Annotated in this window: 17 protein-coding genes; 4 read left to right on the top strand and 13 right to left on the bottom strand. The window is 66.4% G+C overall.

Annotation, left to right across the window (positions count from 1 at the left end):
- Window positions 1–69 precede the first annotated feature (69 nt).
- Genes atpD through ASE13_RS14990 form a run of 6 tightly spaced genes read right to left on the bottom strand, consistent with a single transcriptional unit; the run spans window position 70 to window position 5,743 of the window.
- Window positions 70–1,542, bottom strand: coding sequence for a F0F1 ATP synthase subunit beta (gene atpD, locus ASE13_RS14965; RefSeq protein WP_056617446.1), 1,473 nt, complete (start codon window positions 1,540–1,542; stop codon window positions 70–72).
- 19 nt (window positions 1,543–1,561) lie between these two features.
- A complete protein-coding gene (locus ASE13_RS14970) occupies window positions 1,562–2,134 on the bottom strand; it encodes a hypothetical protein (protein WP_056617449.1) in 573 nt (190 codons plus the stop codon).
- Window positions 2,134–3,024, bottom strand: coding sequence for a F0F1 ATP synthase subunit gamma (locus ASE13_RS14975; protein ID WP_056617453.1), 891 nt, complete (start codon window positions 3,022–3,024; stop codon window positions 2,134–2,136). Before ASE13_RS14975 ends, ASE13_RS14970 begins: the two co-directional genes overlap by 1 nt.
- The gene (locus ASE13_RS14980) at window positions 3,025–3,639 is read right to left on the bottom strand and encodes a LysE family translocator (RefSeq protein WP_056617456.1); all 615 of its coding nucleotides are present in this window, start codon (window positions 3,637–3,639) and stop codon (window positions 3,025–3,027) included.
- 8 nt (window positions 3,640–3,647) lie between these two features.
- Window positions 3,648–5,177, bottom strand: a complete 1,530-nt coding sequence (atpA, locus tag ASE13_RS14985; protein WP_056617459.1) for a F0F1 ATP synthase subunit alpha — start codon at window positions 5,175–5,177, stop codon at window positions 3,648–3,650.
- Between the two features lie 11 nt (window positions 5,178–5,188).
- Window positions 5,189–5,743, bottom strand: coding sequence for a F0F1 ATP synthase subunit delta (locus ASE13_RS14990; RefSeq protein ID WP_056617462.1), 555 nt, complete (start codon window positions 5,741–5,743; stop codon window positions 5,189–5,191).
- 183 nt (window positions 5,744–5,926) lie between these two features.
- Between ASE13_RS14990 and ASE13_RS14995 the strand changes: the two genes are divergently transcribed.
- Window positions 5,927–6,838, top strand: coding sequence for a hypothetical protein (locus ASE13_RS14995; protein ID WP_156404907.1), 912 nt, complete (start codon window positions 5,927–5,929; stop codon window positions 6,836–6,838).
- A gap of 177 nt (window positions 6,839–7,015) precedes the next feature.
- On the opposite strand, the gene ASE13_RS15000 is transcribed toward ASE13_RS14995, so the two are convergent.
- Entirely contained in the window at window positions 7,016–8,479 is a 1,464-nt protein-coding gene (locus ASE13_RS15000) for a DEAD/DEAH box helicase (RefSeq protein ID WP_056617468.1), read from the bottom strand.
- A gap of 315 nt (window positions 8,480–8,794) precedes the next feature.
- On the opposite strand from ASE13_RS15000, the gene ASE13_RS15005 reads away from it, so the two are divergent.
- Window positions 8,795–9,271, top strand: a complete 477-nt coding sequence (locus tag ASE13_RS15005) for a PilZ domain-containing protein (RefSeq protein WP_056617470.1) — start codon at window positions 8,795–8,797, stop codon at window positions 9,269–9,271.
- On the opposite strand, the gene ASE13_RS15010 is transcribed toward ASE13_RS15005, so the two are convergent.
- Both ASE13_RS15010 and ASE13_RS15015 read right to left on the bottom strand, forming a co-directional pair.
- Window positions 9,268–10,899, bottom strand: coding sequence for a glycoside hydrolase family 43 protein (locus ASE13_RS15010; protein WP_056617471.1), 1,632 nt, complete (start codon window positions 10,897–10,899; stop codon window positions 9,268–9,270). The two genes, ASE13_RS15005 and ASE13_RS15010, sit on opposite strands and share 4 nt — an antisense overlap.
- Complete coding sequence (locus ASE13_RS15015) at window positions 10,896–12,386, bottom strand: MFS transporter (protein WP_082596827.1); 1,491 nt, start codon at window positions 12,384–12,386, stop codon at window positions 10,896–10,898. The genes ASE13_RS15010 and ASE13_RS15015 overlap by 4 nt, the downstream gene beginning before the upstream one ends.
- 140 nt (window positions 12,387–12,526) lie before the next feature.
- On the opposite strand from ASE13_RS15015, the gene ada reads away from it, so the two are divergent.
- A complete protein-coding gene (gene ada / locus ASE13_RS15020; RefSeq protein WP_056617953.1) occupies window positions 12,527–13,567 on the top strand; it encodes a bifunctional DNA-binding transcriptional regulator/O6-methylguanine-DNA methyltransferase Ada in 1,041 nt (346 codons plus the stop codon).
- A complete protein-coding gene (locus ASE13_RS15025; protein ID WP_056617474.1) occupies window positions 13,564–14,031 on the top strand; it encodes a DUF1203 domain-containing protein in 468 nt (155 codons plus the stop codon). The genes ada and ASE13_RS15025 overlap by 4 nt, the downstream gene beginning before the upstream one ends.
- A gap of 1 nt (window position 14,032) precedes the next feature.
- On the opposite strand, the gene ASE13_RS15030 is transcribed toward ASE13_RS15025, so the two are convergent.
- The 4 genes from ASE13_RS15030 to ASE13_RS15045 form a co-directional block, all read right to left on the bottom strand.
- On the bottom strand, window positions 14,033–15,574 hold the full coding sequence (locus ASE13_RS15030) for a S1C family serine protease (protein ID WP_056617956.1): 1,542 nt from the start codon (window positions 15,572–15,574) through the stop codon (window positions 14,033–14,035).
- A 99-nt stretch (window positions 15,575–15,673) separates the two neighbouring features.
- Entirely contained in the window at window positions 15,674–17,197 is a 1,524-nt protein-coding gene (locus tag ASE13_RS15035) for a hypothetical protein (RefSeq protein WP_056617477.1), read from the bottom strand.
- An 84-nt stretch (window positions 17,198–17,281) separates the two neighbouring features.
- Window positions 17,282–19,444, bottom strand: a complete 2,163-nt coding sequence (locus tag ASE13_RS15040) for a primosomal protein N' (RefSeq protein ID WP_056617480.1) — start codon at window positions 19,442–19,444, stop codon at window positions 17,282–17,284.
- A 54-nt stretch (window positions 19,445–19,498) separates the two neighbouring features.
- Window positions 19,499–20,185 carry a DUF2490 domain-containing protein gene (locus ASE13_RS15045; protein WP_156404909.1) on the bottom strand — a complete coding sequence of 229 codons (687 nt, stop codon included), beginning with the start codon at window positions 20,183–20,185 and terminating at the stop codon, window positions 19,499–19,501.
- Window positions 20,186–20,251: the final 66 nt, after the last annotated feature.

Below are 20,251 nucleotides of genomic sequence, written 5' to 3' on the forward strand. Positions count from 1 at the left end.
GAGCGGTGCGCCTCGCTACGGGCCCCTCTCCCCGACCCTCTCCCCTGAAGGGGAGAGGGAGTTTCAGTCTTACGCCTCGCCGGCGAGCTTCTTGGCCTTCTCGACCGCCTGGTCGATGCCGCCGACCATGTAGAAGGCGGCTTCGGGCAGATGGTCGTACTCGCCGTTCACCACCGCCTTGAACGACTTGATGGTGTCCTCGATCTGCACGAACGCGCCGGGGATGCCGGTGAACACTTCGGCGACGTGGAACGGCTGGCTGAGGAAGCGCTGGATCTTGCGCGCACGCGACACGGTCAACTTATCCTCTTCGGAAAGCTCGTCCATGCCGAGGATCGCGATGATGTCCTGCAGCGACTTGTACTTCTGCAGCGTCGCCTGCACGGCGCGCGCGGTCTCGTAATGCTCCTGGCCGACGACGCGCGGCTCGAGCACGCGGCTGGTCGAGTCGAGCGGATCCACCGCCGGATAGATGCCCAGCTCGGAGATCGCGCGGTTGAGCACGGTCGTCGCGTCGAGGTGGGCGAACGACGTGGCCGGCGCCGGATCGGTGAGATCGTCCGCGGGGACGTACACGGCCTGCACCGACGTGATCGAGCCCTTGTTGGTCGAAGTGATGCGCTCCTGCAGCGCGCCCATGTCGGTCGACAGCGTCGGCTGATAGCCCACCGCCGAAGGAATGCGGCCGAGCAGCGCCGACACTTCGGCGCCCGCCTGAGTGAAGCGGAAGATGTTGTCGACGAAGAAAAGCACGTCCTGACCTTCGACGTCGCGGAAATATTCGGCGATCGTCAGGCCCGAAAGCGCGACGCGGGCGCGGGCCCCCGGCGGCTCGTTCATCTGGCCGTAAACGAGGGCGACCTTCGAACCCTCCGAGATCGCGTTGCCGTCGGCGTCCTTGGCGATGACGCCGGCGTCGAGGAATTCGTGATAGAGGTCGTTGCCCTCACGGGTACGCTCGCCGACGCCCGCGAACACCGAAGTGCCGCCATGGCCCTTGGCGATGTTGTTGATCAGCTCCTGGATGAGCACGGTCTTGCCCACGCCGGCGCCGCCGAACAGGCCGATCTTGCCACCCTTCGCATAAGGCGCGAGCAGGTCGATCACCTTGATGCCGGTGACGAGGATGCTGCTCTCGGTCGACTGGTCGACGAACAAGGGAGCCTCGGCGTGGATCGGCGAGGTCATCTCGGCATTGACCGGGCCGCGCTCGTCGATCGGCTCGCCGATGACGTTGAGGATGCGGCCGAGCGTCTTCGGGCCGACGGGAACGCGGATCTGCGAACCGGTGTCGGTGACCGACTGGCCGCGGGTCAGGCCCTCGGTCGCGTCCATCGCGATCGTGCGGACGGTGTTCTCGCCGAGGTGCTGAGCGACCTCGAGGACGAGACGGTTGCCGTTATTGTCGGTCTCGAGCGCCGAGAGAATGGCGGGCAGCACGCCGCCATCGAACGACACGTCGACGACGGCGCCGATGACCTGCGAGATGCGGCCGACATTGTTGGTGGTGCCCGGACGGGTCGTTTCAGCGGCGGTTGCCATCGTCTTTTCCTTGCGGCTCTTAGCTGTTGGCGGGGGCACTAGCCCCGGTGCGGTGGAAAGTCACGGTGAGGCGGTCGTCCGCCTTCTCGATTGCGTAGTCGATGCCGTCGAGCTGGCCCTTGCCGGCCTCGCCTTTGGCGATCTTGTCGTGGATCGGCTTGGCGTCGACCTTCGACTGGAACAGGAAATCGCGGACGATGTCGGCGAAACGCTTGCGCGCGAGCTCGGCGCTGGCGGCGTCGGTCTGTGCGAGATCGAATGCGAGAATGTCGACGCGCTCGGCGGCCTTGCCCTTGGCGGCGAAGCCGACGCTGTTGGGCTTCTTCGCCGTGGTATCGGTCACCGTCACCGGCGTGCCGATGCTGAGGAAACCGTCCTTCGCCGGGCCGTAGGCCGGGGCATGGAAACCGAACTGGTTGGCGGCGCCGATCGCGACATCGGGCTGAAAGGCGCGCTCCCAGCCACGGACCTGGCCGAGTTCGGCGGCGCGCGCCTGCTCCTGCTTCTGGAGCGCGGCGCCGTTCTTCGAAGGCGCGCCGCTGCAGCCGGCGAGTGCCAGCGAAACGAGAAGGAGGGCGGCGCCTGCGCGCATCAGAGTGCCTCGGCGCCCGAGATGATCTCGACCAGTTCGGTGGTGATCGCGGCCTGGCGGGCGCGGTTGTACTGGATCGACAGCCGCTTGATCAGATCGCCGGCATTGCGCGTGGCGTTGTCCATCGCGGTCATCTTGCTGCCCTGCTCGGAGGCGGCATTCTCGCGCATCGCGCGATAGAGCTGGATCGCGACGTTGCGCGGCAGCAGGTCGGCGAGGATCGCTTCCTCGTCGGGCTCGTAGATCACGGCCGCAGGCGCCGCATTGCTGATCGGCGTGCCCTCGGGAACCGAGCTCGGCGCGACCGGGATGATCTGCTGCTCGGTCGGCTCCTGGGTCAGCACCGACTTGAAGTGCGAGTAAAAGAGGTGCGCGACGTCGAATTCGCCCGCTTCGTAGCGCGCGATCAGATCGTCGGCATAGGCACGGGCATCGGTGAAGCCGAGCTTGCCGAGGTCGCCGGGCTCGATCGAGTGAACGAAGCTCTTGGGGAACAGCCGGTTGAGCACCGCGCGACCTTTGCGGCCGATGGTGTAGAACTTGACCGTCTTGCCTTCGGCGATCATCTCCTGCGCGCGGCGGCGGGCGAGACGGGCGATGTTGGTGTTGAACGCGCCGGCGAGGCCCTTGTCCGAAGTCGCGACCACGAACAAATGGACCTGATCCTTGCCGGTGCCGGCGAGGAGCTTCGGCGACGATTCACTCACCGTCACCTTCGAGGCGAGGCTCGCGACCACGCTCTCGAGGCGCTGCGCATAGGGACGGCCGGCTTCCGCCGCCTCCTGCGCGCGACGCAGCTTGGCGGCGGCGACCATCTTCATCGCCTTGGTGATCTTCTGCGTCGACTTCACCGAGTTGATCCGGACCTTGAGTGCCTTGAGGCTTGCCATTTACGTGTTCCGAGCCAGGGCCAGACGGCCCGCAAGTCCAATGAAAGCGGCGCCGAGAACGCCTTCGATCCAACGCATCGCGCTGCTCTGTTTTGCGGCCCGGCCAGCGCGTGCCACGACGAAGGCGAGACCCGTCAACCAGAAGCCGCCGAGCACATAGGGCACGGCGATCAGCAATGCACCGCGCAGCGGCGCATCCGGACCTTGCCCTACGAACTGCGGCAGGATCGCGAGGAAGAACAATGCGACCTTCGGGTTGAGCACCGTGCTCAGCAAGCCCTGACGGAAGGGCTTGCCCAGTGCCGGAGTCTCCGTCGTCGGAGCCGGACGAACCGCGCCGCGCAGCAGCTTGAAACCGAGCCATGCGAGATACGCGGCGCCCGCGATCTTCACGACCATGAACAGGGTCGGGAAAGCCGAAAGCACACTGAGGAAGCCGAAGCCGCACAGCGCCATGTAGAAGACGCCGCCGAGCATGATACCCGCCATTGCCGCAAGTCCGGCGCGCGCACCTCCCCGCGCCGCGTGACCCGCGACGATCATCATGTCCGGCCCGGGCGTCAGCACGAGGCCGACACTGAGCAGCGTCCACGCAAGGAGAGAGGTGTCGGCCATCGTTCCGATTACGCGAAGGTTTTGCCGAACTCGGTGAGCGCCGCCTTGAGCTGGTCGCGCACGTCGTCCTTCAGATCCTTCGAGTCGCGGATCGCGGTCAGGATGCCGGCGTGCTTCGAGCGCATCTCGGCGAGCATCGCCTGCTCGTACCGCACCACGTCCTGCGTCGCGATCGAGTCGAGGAAGCCCTGCGTGCCCGCAAAGATCGACACGGTCTGCTCCTCGAACGGCAGCGGCGAGAATTGCGGCTGCTTGAGCAATTCGGTCAGGCGCGCACCGCGATTCAGCAGGCGCTGGGTCGAGGCGTCGAGGTCCGAGCCGAACTGCGCGAAGGCCGCCATCTCGCGATACTGGGCGAGCTCGAGCTTGATCGAGCCGGCGACCTTCTTCATCGCCTTGGTCTGTGCGGCCGAGCCGACGCGCGACACCGAAAGACCCACGTTGATCGCCGGGCGGATGCCCGCGAAGAACAGGTCGGTCTCGAGGAAGATTTGGCCGTCGGTGATCGAGATCACGTTGGTCGGGATATAGGCCGACACGTCGCCTGCCTGCGTCTCGATGATCGGCAGCGCGGTGAGCGAGCCGCCCCCGTTCGCGTCCGACATCTTTGCAGCACGCTCCAGCAGGCGGCTGTGGAGATAGAAGACGTCGCCCGGATAGGCTTCGCGGCCCGGCGGGCGGCGCAGCAGCAGCGACATCTGGCGGTATGCGACGGCCTGCTTCGAGAGATCGTCGAACACGATCAGCGCATGCATGCCGTTGTCACGGAAATACTCGCCCATCGCGGTGCCGGTGTACGGCGCGAGGAACTGCAGCGGCGCGGGCTCCGAAGCGGTCGCGGCGACGACGATGGAATATTCCATCGCGCCATTCTCTTCGAGCGTCTTGACGAGCTGCGCGACGGTCGAGCGCTTCTGGCCGACCGCGACATAGACGCAGTAGAGCTTCTTCGACTCGTCGTCGCCGGCGTTGACGCCCTTCTGGTTGATGAAGGCGTCGATCGCGACGGCCGACTTGCCGGTCTGGCGATCGCCGATGATCAGCTCGCGCTGGCCTCGGCCGACGGGAACGAGCGCGTCGATCGCCTTGAGTCCGGTCTGCATCGGCTCGGAAACCGACTGGCGCGGGATGATGCCCGGGGCCTTCACTTCGACGCGGCTGCGCTGATCGGTGACGATCGGGCCCTTGCCGTCGATCGGATTGCCGAGGCCGTCCACGACGCGACCGAGCAGGCCCTTGCCGATCGGCACGTCGACGATGGTGCCGGTGCGCTTGACGATGTCGCCTTCCTTGATCTCGGCGTCCGAGCCGAAGATCACGACGCCGACATTGTCGGCCTCGAGGTTGAGCGCCATGCCCTGAATGCCGTTGGCGAATTCGACCATCTCGCCGGCCTGGACATTGTCCAGCCCGTGGATGCGCGCGATGCCGTCACCGACGCTGAGCACCTGACCGGTCTCGGAGACCTCGGCGTCGGTGCCGAAGCTCGAGATCTGATCCTTGATGACCTTGGAGATTTCTGCGGCGCGGATATCCATGGTGTTAGCCTTCAGCCTTTCATCGCGTGCGCGAGGGAGTTCAAACGGGTCTTGATCGACGAATCGATCATCTGGCTGCCGATCTTCACGACCAGCCCGCCGAGGAGCGAGCGATCGACCGAGAGGTCGACAGTGACGTCACGGCCGAGCCGGGTGCGCAGCTGCGCCTTGAGCGCATCGACCTGTTCGGCATCGAGCGGATGGGCGGAGACCACTTCGGCGGTCGTCTCGCCGCGATGCTGCGCCGCCAGCTGGCGGAAGGCGCGGATGATCGCGGGCAGCTGGCTGAGACGCCGGTTCTGCGCGAGCACGCCGAGGAAATTGGTGGTGGTCGCGTCGAGCTTGAGCACGCCCGCGGTTGCCGCGACGGCCTTGGCGGCGGGGCCACGGGCGATCAGCGGGCTGGTGGTCAGCGCCTTGAAATCAGCCGATTCGTCGAGCGCCTGCTGCACCGTGGCGAGGCTCGCCTCGACCTTGGGCAAAGCCTTCGAATCACGCGCAAGCTCGAACAGGGCGGTTGCATAGCGTCCGCTTAGACTTGCCTGAATACCGCCGGAATTCTCCACGCGTGTCGGTTCCTCTTGGAGGGTTCGGAATTGGCCCCATGCAAAAAAGGGGCACGCCAGAGGGCGCCCCGATGGGTCGCGGCGCGGTTAGCATCGGTGTCACAGGGATGCAACCCGACTCCTCTGGACAAGCGGCCCGGGAGATGTTGCTCTGCACAGTGGGGTATCGATCGGAGGGGGGATATGCATAGGAAACGCGTGTTGCTCGCGGCAGCGGCGCTGGCATGGGCCGGTGTCGCGCAAGGCGAAACATTGGAGATCACGGGCGAATTTCCCGCGAACAATCGCGAGGCGAGCTTTCTCGAATCGATATCGGTCGATCGCTTCGGCGGCAGCGACGGATCGGCGCTGCAGATCGCGATCGAGCGCGCGCTGGGCGGCAGCCAGTTCGAACTGCTCGGCGGACGCGCCGGACGCGATACCGCCGAGGGATCGATCTCGGGCAGTGTCTCGTCCGGCGTGGACGAAAGCAACTTTCGCAGGAAAGAGAAGCAGTGCGTCTCGAAGGACGACAAGGGCAAATGCCTCAAGGACGAGCAGGTCGAGGTTCCGTGCAAGCGCCGGATCATCGACATCAAGGCCGACATCCGCATCGTCCGCAACACCGACGGCCGCATCCTCTATTCGCAGCCCAAGCCATTCCGCGAGGAAGTCGAATGGTGTCGCGGCGGTAGCCCCGCACGCACAACCGAGGACGTGATCGAAGGCGCGATCGGCGACATCGCCGGATCGCTGCGCGGCGATCTCGTGCCGCATGTCGACACCTACAAGATTCGCGTGCGTGAGAATACCAAGGGGCTTTCGAAGGAGGTCGCGAACCGGTTCAAGGAGCTGGTCAAGCTGACCAAGCGCGACGCCCGTGGTGCGTGTTCGGGCTGGGACGCGATGCAGACCGAGGCGGCGGGGCATCCGTCGCTGCTGTTCAACCTCGGCCTCTGCGCCGAGCAGCGTGGCGAATTCGAGAAGGCGCTCGGCCTGTATCAGGATGCGGCGCTCGCCGGCGCGAACGAGGGCCGCGAGGGCTTCGAGCGGGCGACCCGGCTGGTCGCCGGTCGTGCGGATGCGCAGGAGCGGGCGAAGCGACGGCGGGGGTAATGGAGATATTAGCCCTCTCCCGCTTTCGCGGGAGAGGGTTGGGTGAGGGTCTTCTTCTTCCTCGCTTGTGCCGCACGGGAGAAGAAGACCCTCACCGCTGCGACTAGGCAGCAAGCTGCCAAGTCTCGCTCCTCTCCCGCAAGCGGGAGAGGAATAATGCGGGACGGAGGATTCTAATTAGCGCCCGCGGCCGCCGCCCGCATTGGCGGGGCGTGCCGGGCGGGCGTGGAACTTGCCCTTGGGGCGCGCATAGTTGCGGGGGGCGTCGCCGGCGGGCCGATCGCCGCGCGGAGCGTCGTTGCGGCGCTGCTCGCCCTGTTGACCCTGACGGCGATTGTCGTCGCGACGCTCGCCCTGGGGCTGACCCTCGCGGCGCTGGCCCTGACCCTGGCCGTGACGCTGCCCGCCGCCGGGGCGGCCGTGCTGCATCGCGCGGCCGTTCCGCCCGTTCTGCTCATCGCGGCTCACCGGCATCGGCGAACGCGTCGACTTGATCTTGTTGGCTTCGTTGATGAAGTCGGCCGGCAGCGGCTGGATGACCAGCTTCTGGCGAGTCAGCCGTTCGATGTCCTTGAGGTACGGACGCTCGTCATCGGCGCAATAGCTGATCGCGAGGCCCGTCGCCCCGGCGCGCGCGGTGCGGCCGATGCGGTGGACGTACTGATCGGGCACGTTGGGCAGCTCGAAGTTGAACACGTGGCTGACGCCCGAGACGTCGATGCCGCGCGCGGCGATGTCGGTCGCGATGAGGATCTTGACCTTGCCGCTGCGGAACTCGCCCAGCGCGCGCTCGCGCTGCGGCTGGCTCTTGTTGCCGTGGATCGCGTTCGACGCGATGCCGTTGCCGGCGAGCAGGCGCACAACGCGGTCGGCACCGTGCTTGGTGCGGGTGAAGATCAGCGCCCGATCGATGCTCGGATCCTTGAGCGCGATCGTCAGCAGCGCCTGCTTCTCCGCCTGCGCCACGAAAGTGACGTGCTGCTCGACGCGCTCGGCGGTGGTCGCCTCGGGCGTGACCTTGACCTCGACCGGGTCCTTGATGAACTGGCCGGCCAGCTCGCGGATCGTCTTGGGCATCGTCGCCGAGAAGAACAGGGTCTGGCGCTTCGAAGGCAGATCGCGGACGATCCGCTTGAGCGCATGGATGAAGCCCAGATCCATCATCTGGTCGGCTTCGTCGAGCACGAGGATCTCGATGCCGAGCAGGATCGCGTAATGCTGATCCATCAGGTCGACGAGGCGGCCCGGAGTGGCGACGACGATGTCGATGCCGCGGGCGAGATCGGTCTTGTTCTTGTGAATGGAAGTGCCGCCGAAGATGGTGGCGACCGAAAGCGGCGTGCCCTTGGCATAAGCGCGGGCGCTCTCGGCGATCTGGCTGGCGAGCTCGCGCGTCGGTGCGAGGACGAGCATGCGGCAGCCGCGCGGCTGGGCGCGCTTGCCCGATGCGATCAGCCGGTCGATCGAGGGAAGCATGAACGCGGCAGTCTTGCCGGTGCCGGTCTGGGCGATGCCGAGCAGGTCGCGACCTTCGAGCAGCGACGGGATCGACTGTGCCTGGATCGGCGTCGCCTCGGTATAGCCCTTGGCGGCAAGCGCGGCGAGAACGGTCTTCGAGAGACCGAGTTGGTTGAATTGCATATTGGACCTTACGAATACGGCCAGCGGGCGCGCACGGAAAATGGGCGCACGAAGGCGGGGTCAAAAAATTGACGACCCGCGTGACTAGGGAAGCCGTGAAAATAACCGAGGCAGAGCCGGGACGGGGGCCAATACAGGCTTCGTCCGATCACGCTGCATGATGCCTCGCTGGGCGGCTATATGGTAGCAAAGCTGCCCTAAGTCAATCCACGCCGGTATTCGCGCTGGTTTCCGGGGGCTAAACCACGGATCGCAAGACTCTCTTAACCAACCGGCGCGTAGCCCGGAGGCTCCTGTAGTTTTGGGGAATGCGTCGTGCTCGTCGCGCGTCTGGAAGTCCTTGGCGAAGTCGATCCGCGCGGCGCGATCCGCTTCCATGTCGCGAGCGAGAGCATTTTGCGCGGTGCCGACGGCAAGCCGATCGAAGTGCTGGTCGACAATTTCTCGCGCACCGGTTTCCTGTTCGTCTCGGAAGACGAATTCCCGCCGGGCACGCTGATCGCGATCGGCCTGTCCGGCGCGGGCTCGCGCGAGGCGCAAGTGATCTGGCGCGACGGCGGACGCCACGGTTGCGAGTTCCTCGTGCCGCTGCCGCAGTCGAAGATGGCGCGTGCGTTCCAGGGCCATCAGGAAGTGCTCGCCAACCTGGAATCCGCGCTTCGCGAGCGGCTGGGGCGCAACCAGTCCGCGGCGGCCAAGCCTGCCGAACCTCCCAACGCTGAGATCCCGCCGACGCGCCACCACCGCAAGCAGAAGCTCGTCGACGCGATCCGGCAGTTCCTCGACAATTAATCGCGTGTAGGGTCCGCCCGATACGGCCGCTCGCGATACTCGAACCAGTCGAAATCGGCTGCTAGTCCGGCACCCGACATATCCTGGCAGGCCATCCCCACGAATGCCCCGGTGAAGTTGGGCAGGCCCGGCTGGGTAGCCTCGTCGGAGAGGATGCTCGCGTCGAATTGCTCGGGCAGCCAAATCCAGTCACCCCCTTCGACGCGGAAGGCGAAGCGGAGGCGTTCGTAGTCGACTTCCACGCGCAACTCGATGCGGCCGTCGGGGATCGCGATCGGCGTGGTGAAGGCGTCGGACTGCGGTGAATCGGGGAGCGCCGACATCACTCGGATGTGACGGCCGACAGGGTCGTCATGGCTGACATGGAGGTAATGGAACTTGGCGCTGTTGTAATAAGCGACCAGCCCGGCCGCCTGCTGGAAATGCGCGGGTGCGAAGTCCATCGCACAGGCGGCCGAGTAGCAGAAATCCTGCTGACGTCGGGCGACCAGTGCCTGGGTGAACAGGCTGCCGATCGTCTCGCGGCCGAACAGACGGAGATGGCCGGGGCGGACGGTCAGGCTGAAGATGCGGTCGAGTTCGGGCGTGCGGAGCCATTGCAGGTCGAGCGGAAGTTCGGCGTCGCCGAAATCGTATCGCGCCTCGGTCTCGCGCGATGGTGAGGGAGAAACGCCAAGCGCAGGCGCCTCGAGCACTGGCAAACCGTTGCGGTCTTCGGTGTAGAGCCAGCCATCGTCGCCCCAGGCCATCGGCTGGATCGCTGTCTCGCGGCCCAGTACACAGCGGCCGCGATTGGGCAGCGGACGGCCGCAGAGATAGGCCATGAAGGTCCGGCCGTCGGGCGTCTCGACCAGATCGGCATGGCCGGCGCGCTGGAGCGGCGCGTCCGGGCGGCTGCGGCTGCTGAGGATATAAGTGTCGGGATGGAGCTCGTACGGGCCGCCAATATCCTTCGCGCGTGCCATCGTCACGGCGTGGTTCCAGCCCGTGCCGCCCTCGGCGACGATCAGATAATACCAGCCGTTCCGCTTATAGAGATGCGGCGCCTCGGTGAGGCCTAATGCGGTGCCGGAGAAGATGTTCACCCGCTCGCCGATCAGCCGCTGCTCGGCGGGCGAATATTCCTGCAGCACGATGCCGGCGAAGCGATTGCGGCCGGGGCGGTGGTCCCAGAGCTGGTTGACCAGATACTTCCGGCCGTCATCGTCATGGAACAGCCCGGGATCGAAGCCGCTCGAATTGAGATGGATCGGATCGGACCAGTCGCCGTTGACGGTGTCGCACGTGACCAGATAATTATGGAAATCGCGCAGGCTCGCGCCCGATACGCCGCCCGTGGTGGTGCGGCCATAGCGCTTCACATCGGTATAGATCAGCCAGAAGCGTTCTCCGTCATGGCTGATGTCGGGCGCCCAGACGCCGCAGCTGTCCGGATCGCCGCGCATATCGAGCTGGCTCGCGCGGGTCAGCGGACGGCCGACCAGCCGCCAATTGGCGAGGTCGCGCGAATGGTGGATCTGGACGCCGGGAAACCATTCGAAGGTCGAGGTGGCGATATAATAATCGTCGCCGACGCGGCAGATCGACGGATCGGGGTTGAAGCCGGGAAGGATCGGATTGCGGATCATGCGGCGCGGGTTCCTCGGGCGCGGATTTCGATGATGATGCCAAGCAACGCGAGCGCCAGCCCGAAGCCCCAGATGCCGCGCATCGCGATCGGCACGTCGCACGCGCTGAAGCTGGTGAAAAGGGTGCACGGCGCGGGCGCCACGCCGCTCGCGTAGAACAGCGTCAACCCGCCGGAGAGGATCGCGCCGAGCACGATCGGAATCCAGCCGCTCTCGCGTCCGGGGTCCTGGTCGGGCTTGCGGACCAGCGTCCAGAGCAATGCCGCCGCGATCAGATCGAGCACGCCCAGCGCGATGAAGAACGGATCATAGCCGATGCGGACGACCAGCGCGCCGATCAGCAGCGTGAAGATCAGCACACCCAGATTGGCCATCGTCCCCGCCATACCGGCGACGGTGCCCACTTCGTTTTTGCGGAACAGATCGCTTGCCATGGTGATGCAGGTGACCGACAGCGTCTGGTGGGCGAAGGCGCCGATGCTCAGCAGGGCGACGGCCATGTACGGGCTGGTGACGCCGCCGACGAAGATCATGCTCGTCATCATCAGCGCGCCGATCGTGAAGGTCCAGCGCCGTGCGTCGATCAGCGCGATGCCGCGGCGCTCGAGCCACAGCACGAGGGCGGGGCCAGCAAGGCAGCCGATATCGGCGGCGACGAAGGGGAGCACCACTGCGATCGCCAGCTCGCCCAGGTTGAAACCACGGACTTCGCTCAGATAGAGCGGCAGCCAGAAGGTGAGCGTCGCCCAGGTCGGATCGGCGAGGAAGCGCGGCAAAGCGATGCCCCAGAAATTCCGCCGCCCGAGCAGCGACAGAACCGCCGGTCTGGCGCCCTCGGTCGCCTGGACATGCGCTTCCTGGCCCGTCTCGATCAGCGCGCGCTCTTCAGGCGAAAGGTTCGGGTGCTCCTCGGGCCGGCGATAATAAAGCAGCCACAGCACCACCCAGAGCAAGGCGAGGGCGCCGGCGACGTAGAAGGCGGCGCGCCAGTTCCACCATACGACCGCGATCGCGACGATCGGACCCGCCATCGCGATGCCCGCCGAGGCGCCGAGATTGTAGATGCCGCCCGCCAGCCCGCGCTCCTTCGCGGGAAACCATTCGGAGACGACCTTGAGCCCCGCGGTGTGCGACGTGCCTTCGGCGAATCCCAGTGCGCCGCGCAGCGCCGCCAGTCCCTGCCAGCTCGTCACCCAGCCATGCGCGAAAGTGAGCAGCGCCCAGGCAGTGGCGAAGATCGCCATGCCGTTGCGCAATCCGATGCGATCGAGGATGTAGCCGACCACCGGCTGGAGCATGATGAACGCCTGGAACACGCCGGTGACCCAGCTGTACTGCTCCTTGGTCATCGGCACGTCGGCCTGGAAGCTTTCGGTCGCGACCACCACGCCCAAAGTCTGGCGGACGAGATAATTGATGATCGTGCCGAGCATCACGATCGCGATGATCCACCAGCGCAGTGCGCGGGTCCGTTGCCAGAAACCCATCGTCTCTCCCTCACGCCGTCCGTAATTGCGGAGGCCTGTTAGCGCTAACGGTGCCGCCTGGCGCTGCGCAGGGCAAGGGCTTTCGTTTTGAACGCAAGTCGCGGGATGTGGCGCTGCTCCGGCAAGCCTATATCGGTTGCATGAGCAATCAGCAGACCATCAGCGACGATACCGCCTGGGCGGCGTTCGACGCGCGCGACCGCGCCTATGAAGGCCGCTTCATCGTCGCAGTCACCACCACCGGCATTTATTGCAAGCCGACCTGCCCGGCGCGGCGGCCGAAGCGCGAGCATGTCGTCTTCTATCCCGACGCCGATGCCGCGCGGAACGCCGGCTATCGCGCCTGCCTGCGCTGCAAGCCCGATGAGGTCGGCCGCGACCGGATCGCAGTGGCGGAGGCGGTGGCGCTGATCGAGGCGGCGGAGGAGCCGATGGGGCTCGAGGAGCTCGCCGCCAGAGTCGGCTATGCTCCACATCATTTCCAGCGATTGTTCAAGCGCGGGACCGGCGTGACTCCGGCCGCTTATGCCCGCGGGCTGCGCGCGCGCCGCGCCGCCGCCGCACTGACCGAGGAGGAGCGCGTGACCGACGCCATCTATGAGGCGGGTTATGCCGCGCCCAGCCGCTTCTACGAGACTGCCAACGCCCGGCTCGGCATGACCCCCAGCGCGTGGAAGCGCGGTGGCGCGGGCGTGACGATCCGCTGGACGGTCGCCGAGACCAGCCTGGGGCCGCTGCTGATCGCGGCGACCGACAAGGGACTGTGTCGCGTCGCCTTCGACGAGGATCAGTTCGCACTGGCGCGCCGCTTTCCGGCGGCCGAGATCGCGCCGGGCGGCGCGGCGCTCGCCAACCTCGCTGCGCGCGTCGTGCGCGAGGTCGAGACGCCGGGCCGCGATATGGACTTGCCGCTCGACGTGCAGGGCACCGCCTTCCAGGAAGCGGTGTGGCAGGCACTGCGCGCGATCCCGGCCGGCGAGACTCGCAGTTATGCCCAGCTCGCCACCCAGGCCGGCAATCCGCGGGCCGTGCGTGCGGCGGGGACTGCGTGCGGCGCCAATCACGTCGCGGTGCTGATCCCGTGCCACCGTGCCCAGAGGGCCGATGGCAGCATGGGCGGCTATGCGTACGGCGTGGATCGCAAGCGCGTGCTGCGCAAACGCGAAGGCGTGATGGAATGAGCTATGTCATCACTGGGCTCGATCCGGCACCCTTCCAGCGCTTCTATGGCCTGTCGGACGAAGCACTCGCCGCCGAGCAGGTCGTGCGGATGACGGCGGACAGCAAGCCCGGCTTTCCGTGCCGCGTGACGCTGGAAGATGCCGAGCCGGGCGAGGTGTTGCTGCTGCTCAATTACGAGCATCTGCCCGACGCCAGCCCTTATCGGTCGCGCCACGCGATCTTCGTGCGGGAAGGGGCCGAGACGCCAGCACTCTATATTGACGAGATACCGGAGCAACTCGCGACTCGACTATTGTCGGTAAGAGCGTTCGATCGTTACGCGATGATGACCAACGCCGACGTCGTGGAGGGAAATGCACTCGAACCGTTGATCGAGACGATGTTCACCGATCCCGCCGTGGCGTTCCTCCACGTCCACAATGCGCGGCCCGGCTGCTTCGCCGCGCGGGTGGATCGCGGCTGAGCTATTTCGCCGCTGCCGTCGGAGGGCCGGATGGCGCCGGGCTGCAGCTATAGACGAGCTTCTCGTTATAGACCGGCGGCAGCGCCGCGCGCAGTGCCTGTTGCTGTGCGGCGAGATTGGCCCGCGCGGCCTGATCCGCCGAGCAGGTCTTGAGCTCGACGCCCGAACGCAACTGGCGAGCCTTCGCCATCTGTTCGGATGAGAGCAGATAGCGCGTGCTGGTATAGGTTCTGGTCGCGGGATCGTAGACGAGCACCGAGACGGTCTGATCCTGATCGGGCACGAGGATGCGCTGCCACAACGTGCCCGATTCGGCATATTGGGTACGCCCGTTGATGCATCCGTCCGCGCCGATATCGAGCTCGACCTTATCGATGTTCGAGATCGTGATCCGGCTCCGTTCGGGTACGAGCGTGCAGGTCATCCGGCCGAGCGCCATCTGATCAGGCACGGCGACCCCGGCGTTCGCCTTCGGCATCGGCAGGATATGCGATTCGTCGAAACCGGGGCGGGTGAGGAACAGCACCACCGCTGCCAGCATCAGCACGCCGCCGCCGGCCGCAACCCAGATCGCCTCGCGCCGGCGATCGCGCGAGAGCAGCAGCCCGGCACCGCCCAATGCCAGCGCGCCGAGGACGAGCAGCAGCCCGGCCCCCGCCATATGGTTCTCGCGCGCGATGATGTTGCGCGCCCGCGCCTGGGAAAGGGCGTCCTCGCGCTCGCTGGCGCTCTTGGCGGCGTCTGCCCGCGCGCGCGCTTCGGCGTCGAGCCGCGTCTTTTCGTCGGCATTACGCTCCTGCGCCAACTGCTCCTCGATGCTGGTGCAGGGCACGCTGACGGTGGCGAAGGGCTGCTTTGCGCCTTGCAGGAACGCGGCGAGCTCGTTCCCTGCAATCGCGAAAGCGAAGGTCGAATCGCCTTCGTCGGCGCGGGTGATCGCCGAATTGACGCCCAGCACGCGGCCGCAGCGATCGAGCAGCGGCCCGCCCGAATTGCCGCGCGCGATGTTCGCGGTGTGGAGCAGCACGCTGGTGCCCTGGAGCGTGCGCGTGCCTGCGAAGCCGCCCTGCGAGCGGACCGGCGATTGCGGATTGATGAAGTCGGCCGCCGAACGCGCGGTGGCCAGATCGACATTGCCGGGATAACCGAGCGCGATCAGCGCCTCGCCGTCGCCCGGCGCACCGGTATAGAGCGTCAGCGGCGGCAGCCGGACCCCAGTGAACTCGATCAACGCCAGATCGCGCTGCTGATCGATCGCGATGAGCTTGCCCTGATAGGACTTATCGCCTTCCGACGGCACGATGCCGATCACGACGTTGCCGGGATAGCGATCGGCGAGCTCGACGACATGGGCGTTGGTGACGATGCGGTTGGGCGCGACCGCGAAGCCGCTGCCATGGCCGAAGCCGACGACTTCGTCATCGACCACGGCGATGGTGACGATCCGCACGACGCCGCGGGCAGAGGCCGAGATGTCGTCGGCGCGCGCAGGGGCCGCCCAGGCGAGCGCCAGTACGACCAGCATCAGCAAGCGCCGAACCATCACCACGCGACCTCCTATTTGGCCGCTGCTTTCGAGCAAAAGTGACGCGGGTTCAAGCGGCGCGGATCGGATAAGTTCCGTTCGAGCGCGGGTGGCCCGCTAGTCTGCGCCCGGCTTCTCCGCTTCAGTGGAACCCTCGGCCTCCTTGAGGGCCGCGGCCGCGTCGCCGCTGTCGATCGCAGCCAGGATCTTCGAGGCATGTTCCGTCATTGCGCCGCCGTGCGGATTGAAGGCCAGCGGCCGGATCGTCAGGCGCGCATCCTCGGTTTTGCCGTCGCGCAGCCGGGTGAGGGCGGCGTTGAGTCGTAGCCCTTCATCCTGTGGCGCGAGCTCGAAAGCCTTGTAAAGTCCTTCGCGCGCACTCGCGGGAGGCGTCGCGCCCGCATCGACGAAGCTTCGGAAATAGAGCATCAGCGGTTCGGGATCCTCGGGATCGAGCTTGTTGGCGGCGACGATCGTCTTGCGAATCGCTTTCCAGGTTTCGACCGAGAAATCCTTCTTGCCGATCGCCTGCGCCATCTGTGCCTGGGCCTTGTAGCAATAGGCCTCGACGAGCTTCGGATCGGCGGCGATGGCACGCCCGGCAGCCGCCTCGGCTTCGGCAAAGTCGCCCGCATCGAAGGCGGTTTCGGCGAACCAGCGCTGGACCCGGGCGTCGGCGGGGAAAGGAGCCGCCGCCTTCTTCGCGGCGGCATAGACGCGCGGCGCAGTCTCGCGATTCACGCCCGCGGTGGAACGGAGCCGAACCTCCATGAATGCTTCTTCGCCCGGAGTCAGGCGGCGCAGCGTGATCGGCTCCGGCGCGACGGCTTTCGCCGCGATCTTGCGTGCGCCGAATCGGCCGCGAGCATAGCGATCCAGCTCGCGATCAAGCGTACGCAGCTCGCCGAAAGCGGTCTTCGCGGCCTCTCGCGCCGGCTTGCCGTCGTTGATCGCCTTGAGATAGGCCATTCCCTGGTCGCCGCGGCTGCCTTCGATCATGATATAGTGGGTGAGCAGCCAGCCTCGGCCATAGAGCGATTGTATCTGGTCTTCGCTCAGCTTGCGCGTGTCAGGAGCGAGCATCCGTTCGAGCGGCAGGCTGTCCTGGAATATTCCCCAAGCCCGATATTGCGGCGGATAGCCGATGACCACGCTTCCGTCCTTCTCGAAGCGCGTCGTCGCGTGGAATTCGGCAAAGCCTTCGATGAACCAGCTTGGATAAGCGGCGTGCGGCCAGGTCGTGAACATGAAATGATGCGCATATTCGTGGAACAGGATCGCAGTTGCACTGAGGTCGGTCTCATCGGTGCCGGCGGCGCGCGGAACGAAGGCGATCGGGCCGGTGGCGCGGCCCTGATAGGCGCCCGCAGCGTTGCGAATGTTCGAAAGCCGGCCGACATCGGCGATATCGTCGACGATGTAGACAGTGACCCGATTTGCCGGGCCGATCTCCGGATCGGGCCTGGCCCAAAGCAGGCGCATCGCCTTGTCGAACCGCTCGAGCTTATCTGCAAAGTCGCGCAGCTTCTCCGGCCTCTGCTCCGAATAGACGACGAAGTGCTTCGAGCTCGCTTCGTGCCATGCCGCATGCGCAGACGGCGCCACGAAGGACAATGCCAGCGCCAGGAGCCTACGAAACATGTGAATCTTCCCCCAACTGCCCCGGGGGAAAGCTAAGTCAGGTCCTGCGGCACGAATAGAGCAAAATCGACATCGGGTTCCCGCTCACAGGAAGCTGTAAGGATCGACGTCCACCGCCACCCGGACCTTGGCGCTCCATTCGAGTGCGCCCAGCCAGTCGCGGATCATGTCCTGCACGTCGAAGGCGCGGCGGGCGTGGACGAGGAGGCGGAAGCGGTGGCGGCCGCGCAGCATCGCGAGCGGCGCGGGGGCGGGGCCGTAGACGTGCATCTCGTCGCGACGCGGCGCGGTGCGGCCGATCATCCGCGCGGTTTCCTCCGCCGCGGCCTTGTCTTCGCTGGACACGATGATCGCTGCGTAGCGGCCGTAGGGCGGGGCGCCCGCTTCGCGCCGCGCCTCGGTCTCCGCCGCGTAGAAGGCGGCGCTGTCGCCGGAGATCAGCGCCTGCATCACTTGCGCTTCGGGGGCATGCGTCTGGATATAGACGTGGCCCGGTTTCTCGCCGCGCCCGGCACGCCCCGAGACCTGCATGATCTGCTGGAAGGTGCGTTCGGCCGCGCGCAGGTCGCCGCCATCGAGCCCGAGATCGGCATCGACCACGCCCACCACGGTCAGATTGGGGAAGTGATAGCCCTTGGTTACGAGCTGCGTGCCGACGACGATGTCGATGTCGCCATGCTCCATCCGCTGGACGAACTCGGCGGCCTTGGCGGGGGACCAGAGCGTGTCGGATGTGACGATCGCAGTGCGGGCGTCGGGCCAGAGCGCCGCCACTTCGTCGGCGATGCGCTCGACGCCGGGGCCGCAGGCGACGAGGCTGTCGGCCTCCTCGCATTCGGGGCAGATTTCGGGCGTGGGGATCATGTGCCCGCAATGATGGCAGGCCAAGCGGCGGATCAGACGGTGCTCGACCATCCACGCCGTGCAGTTCGGGCATTGGAAGCGGTGGCCGCAATGCCGGCAAAGCGTGAGCGGGGCATAGCCGCGGCGATTGAGGAACAGTAGCGACTGCTCTCCGCGCTCGAGCGCCGCGTCGATCGCGAGGATCAGCTTGGGGCTCAGCCAGCGGCCGCGGTCGGGCGGTTCCTTGATCAGGTCGATCGCCTCGATATCGGGAAGCTCGGCGAGGCCGTAGCGGCCCGGCAGCTTGAGCTCCTCGTAGCGGCCGAGCTCGACCTGGTGGCGCGTCTCGATCGCCGGCGTCGCCGAGGCGAGGATCACCGGGCATTCCTCGAACTTGCCTCGCATCACCGCGACGTCGCGCGCGTGATAATGGACGCCCTCTTCCTGCTTGAAGCTGGTCTCATGCGCCTCGTCGACGACGATCAGGCCGAGGTTGGGATAAGGCAGGAACAGGGCCGAGCGCGCGCCGACCGTGACCAGGGCCTCTCCGCTCGCGATGGCCCGCCACGCCCGGCGGCGCTGCGAGGTGCGCAGTCCCGAATGCCAGGCTACGGGCTCGCAGCCGAAGCGCTGGGCGAAGCGCGTCAGGAACGGCTCGGTCAACGCGATCTCGGGAAGTAACACGATCGTCTGCTGGCCCGCGGCGATCGCCGCCGCGATCGCCTCGAAATAGACTTCGGTCTTGCCCGACCCGGTGACGCCGTCGAGGAGGAAGGGCTGGAACCGCTTTGCCTCGACCGACCGCCGCAAGATGCCCGCCACCTTCGCCTGCTCGGCGCTCAGATCGGGCGGACCGAAAGCGGGATCGGGCAGCGGATAGGGGCTGTCGGTGTCGACCGTCACGGCCTCAATCGCGCCGACCTTGCACAGGCCGCGGATCACGCCTTCGGAAACGTCGGCGATCGTGGCGAGCTCGCGCACCAGCCCCTGGCGCTCGCCGATCCGTTCGAGCGCCTGCGCACGCTGCGGTGTGAGGCGATCGGGTACCAGCCCGGTCGCGCGATATTCGGTGATTGTCGGCGCGCTCTCGAACGCCGCGGAGGTGCGCACCGCCATGGCGAGCACCGCCGAGGGCGGGCTCAGATAATAATCGGCGGTCCACTCGACGAGACGGCGCACCGGCTCGGGAATCGGCGGCGCGTCAGCGACCGCGATCAGGTTGCGCAGGCGATTGTCGCCGATCTCCTCGGTCGGCAGCCGCTCGGGCTCCCAGACCACGCCGGCATATTGGCGCGGCCCGATCGGCACGACGACGATCGACCCGGGCTCGACCGCCATGCCCTGGGGCACGCGATAATCGAGAGGGCCGAGCGCAGGATGGAGGACGAGAATGCGGGCGCGCATGCGGCCCTCATATGGGCATTTCCGCGCGAAACGGAATCCCCCCCTGGTCGCGCCCTAGTCGCCGGTGTCGCCGATGCTCGCGACGTTGAACGAAAGCGTGAAGGTGGCGGCGTGATCCATCTGATCCCGGCGACCGTCGCGGCCGAAGCGGTATTGATTGAGATAACCGACTTCGCCGCGCAGCTTGCCGCCGAGCCCGAACGAGAGGCCGGTTGCATTGCGCATCCGCTCATAGCCGCCACGTTGCCCCCAGCCGGTGGTGTTGAGGTTGAGGAAATGCTCCTGGGTGAAGAAGAGCTTCAGGCCCTTGTCGTTCAGCGGCGTATCGAAGCCGAGCCGCGGGCGCAGCCGAACGCCGACTTCGCTGCCGCTGCTGTTGAACCGCTCCTCCAGCCGCAGCCTGCCCGAAAAGCCGCTGCCGAACGGGACCAATATCATCTGCCGCAATCGCTCTTCGTTCGGGAGCGTTACGCCGCGATTCCAGTCTTCGACATGGCGATAGCCGATCGACAGCTCGACGCCGCCCGCGGTCTTGTGTGTGAACAATATGCCCGCCTCGGCGTGCGAGAAGCCCTCGGCACGATCGCTGAAGCGGCCGATCCCTTCCAGCGTGACCTTTTCACGGCTACCGATCGTGACCGTACCGTTGGTCTGCAGCCACAGCTGGTGATCGACCTGCTGGGCATGGGCCATAGCCGGGGAGAACAGCAGGGCTGCCGATAGAAGGAGAAGGCGCAACACGATCGATATCCTCGGAAACAGCGGACCCGGCTCCGGCGGTTCCTAGCAACAATTTAGCAACAGTGT

The sequence above is a fragment of the Sphingomonas sp. Root241 genome, assembly GCF_001428865.1.
Lineage (GTDB): Bacteria > Pseudomonadota > Alphaproteobacteria > Sphingomonadales > Sphingomonadaceae > Sphingomonas.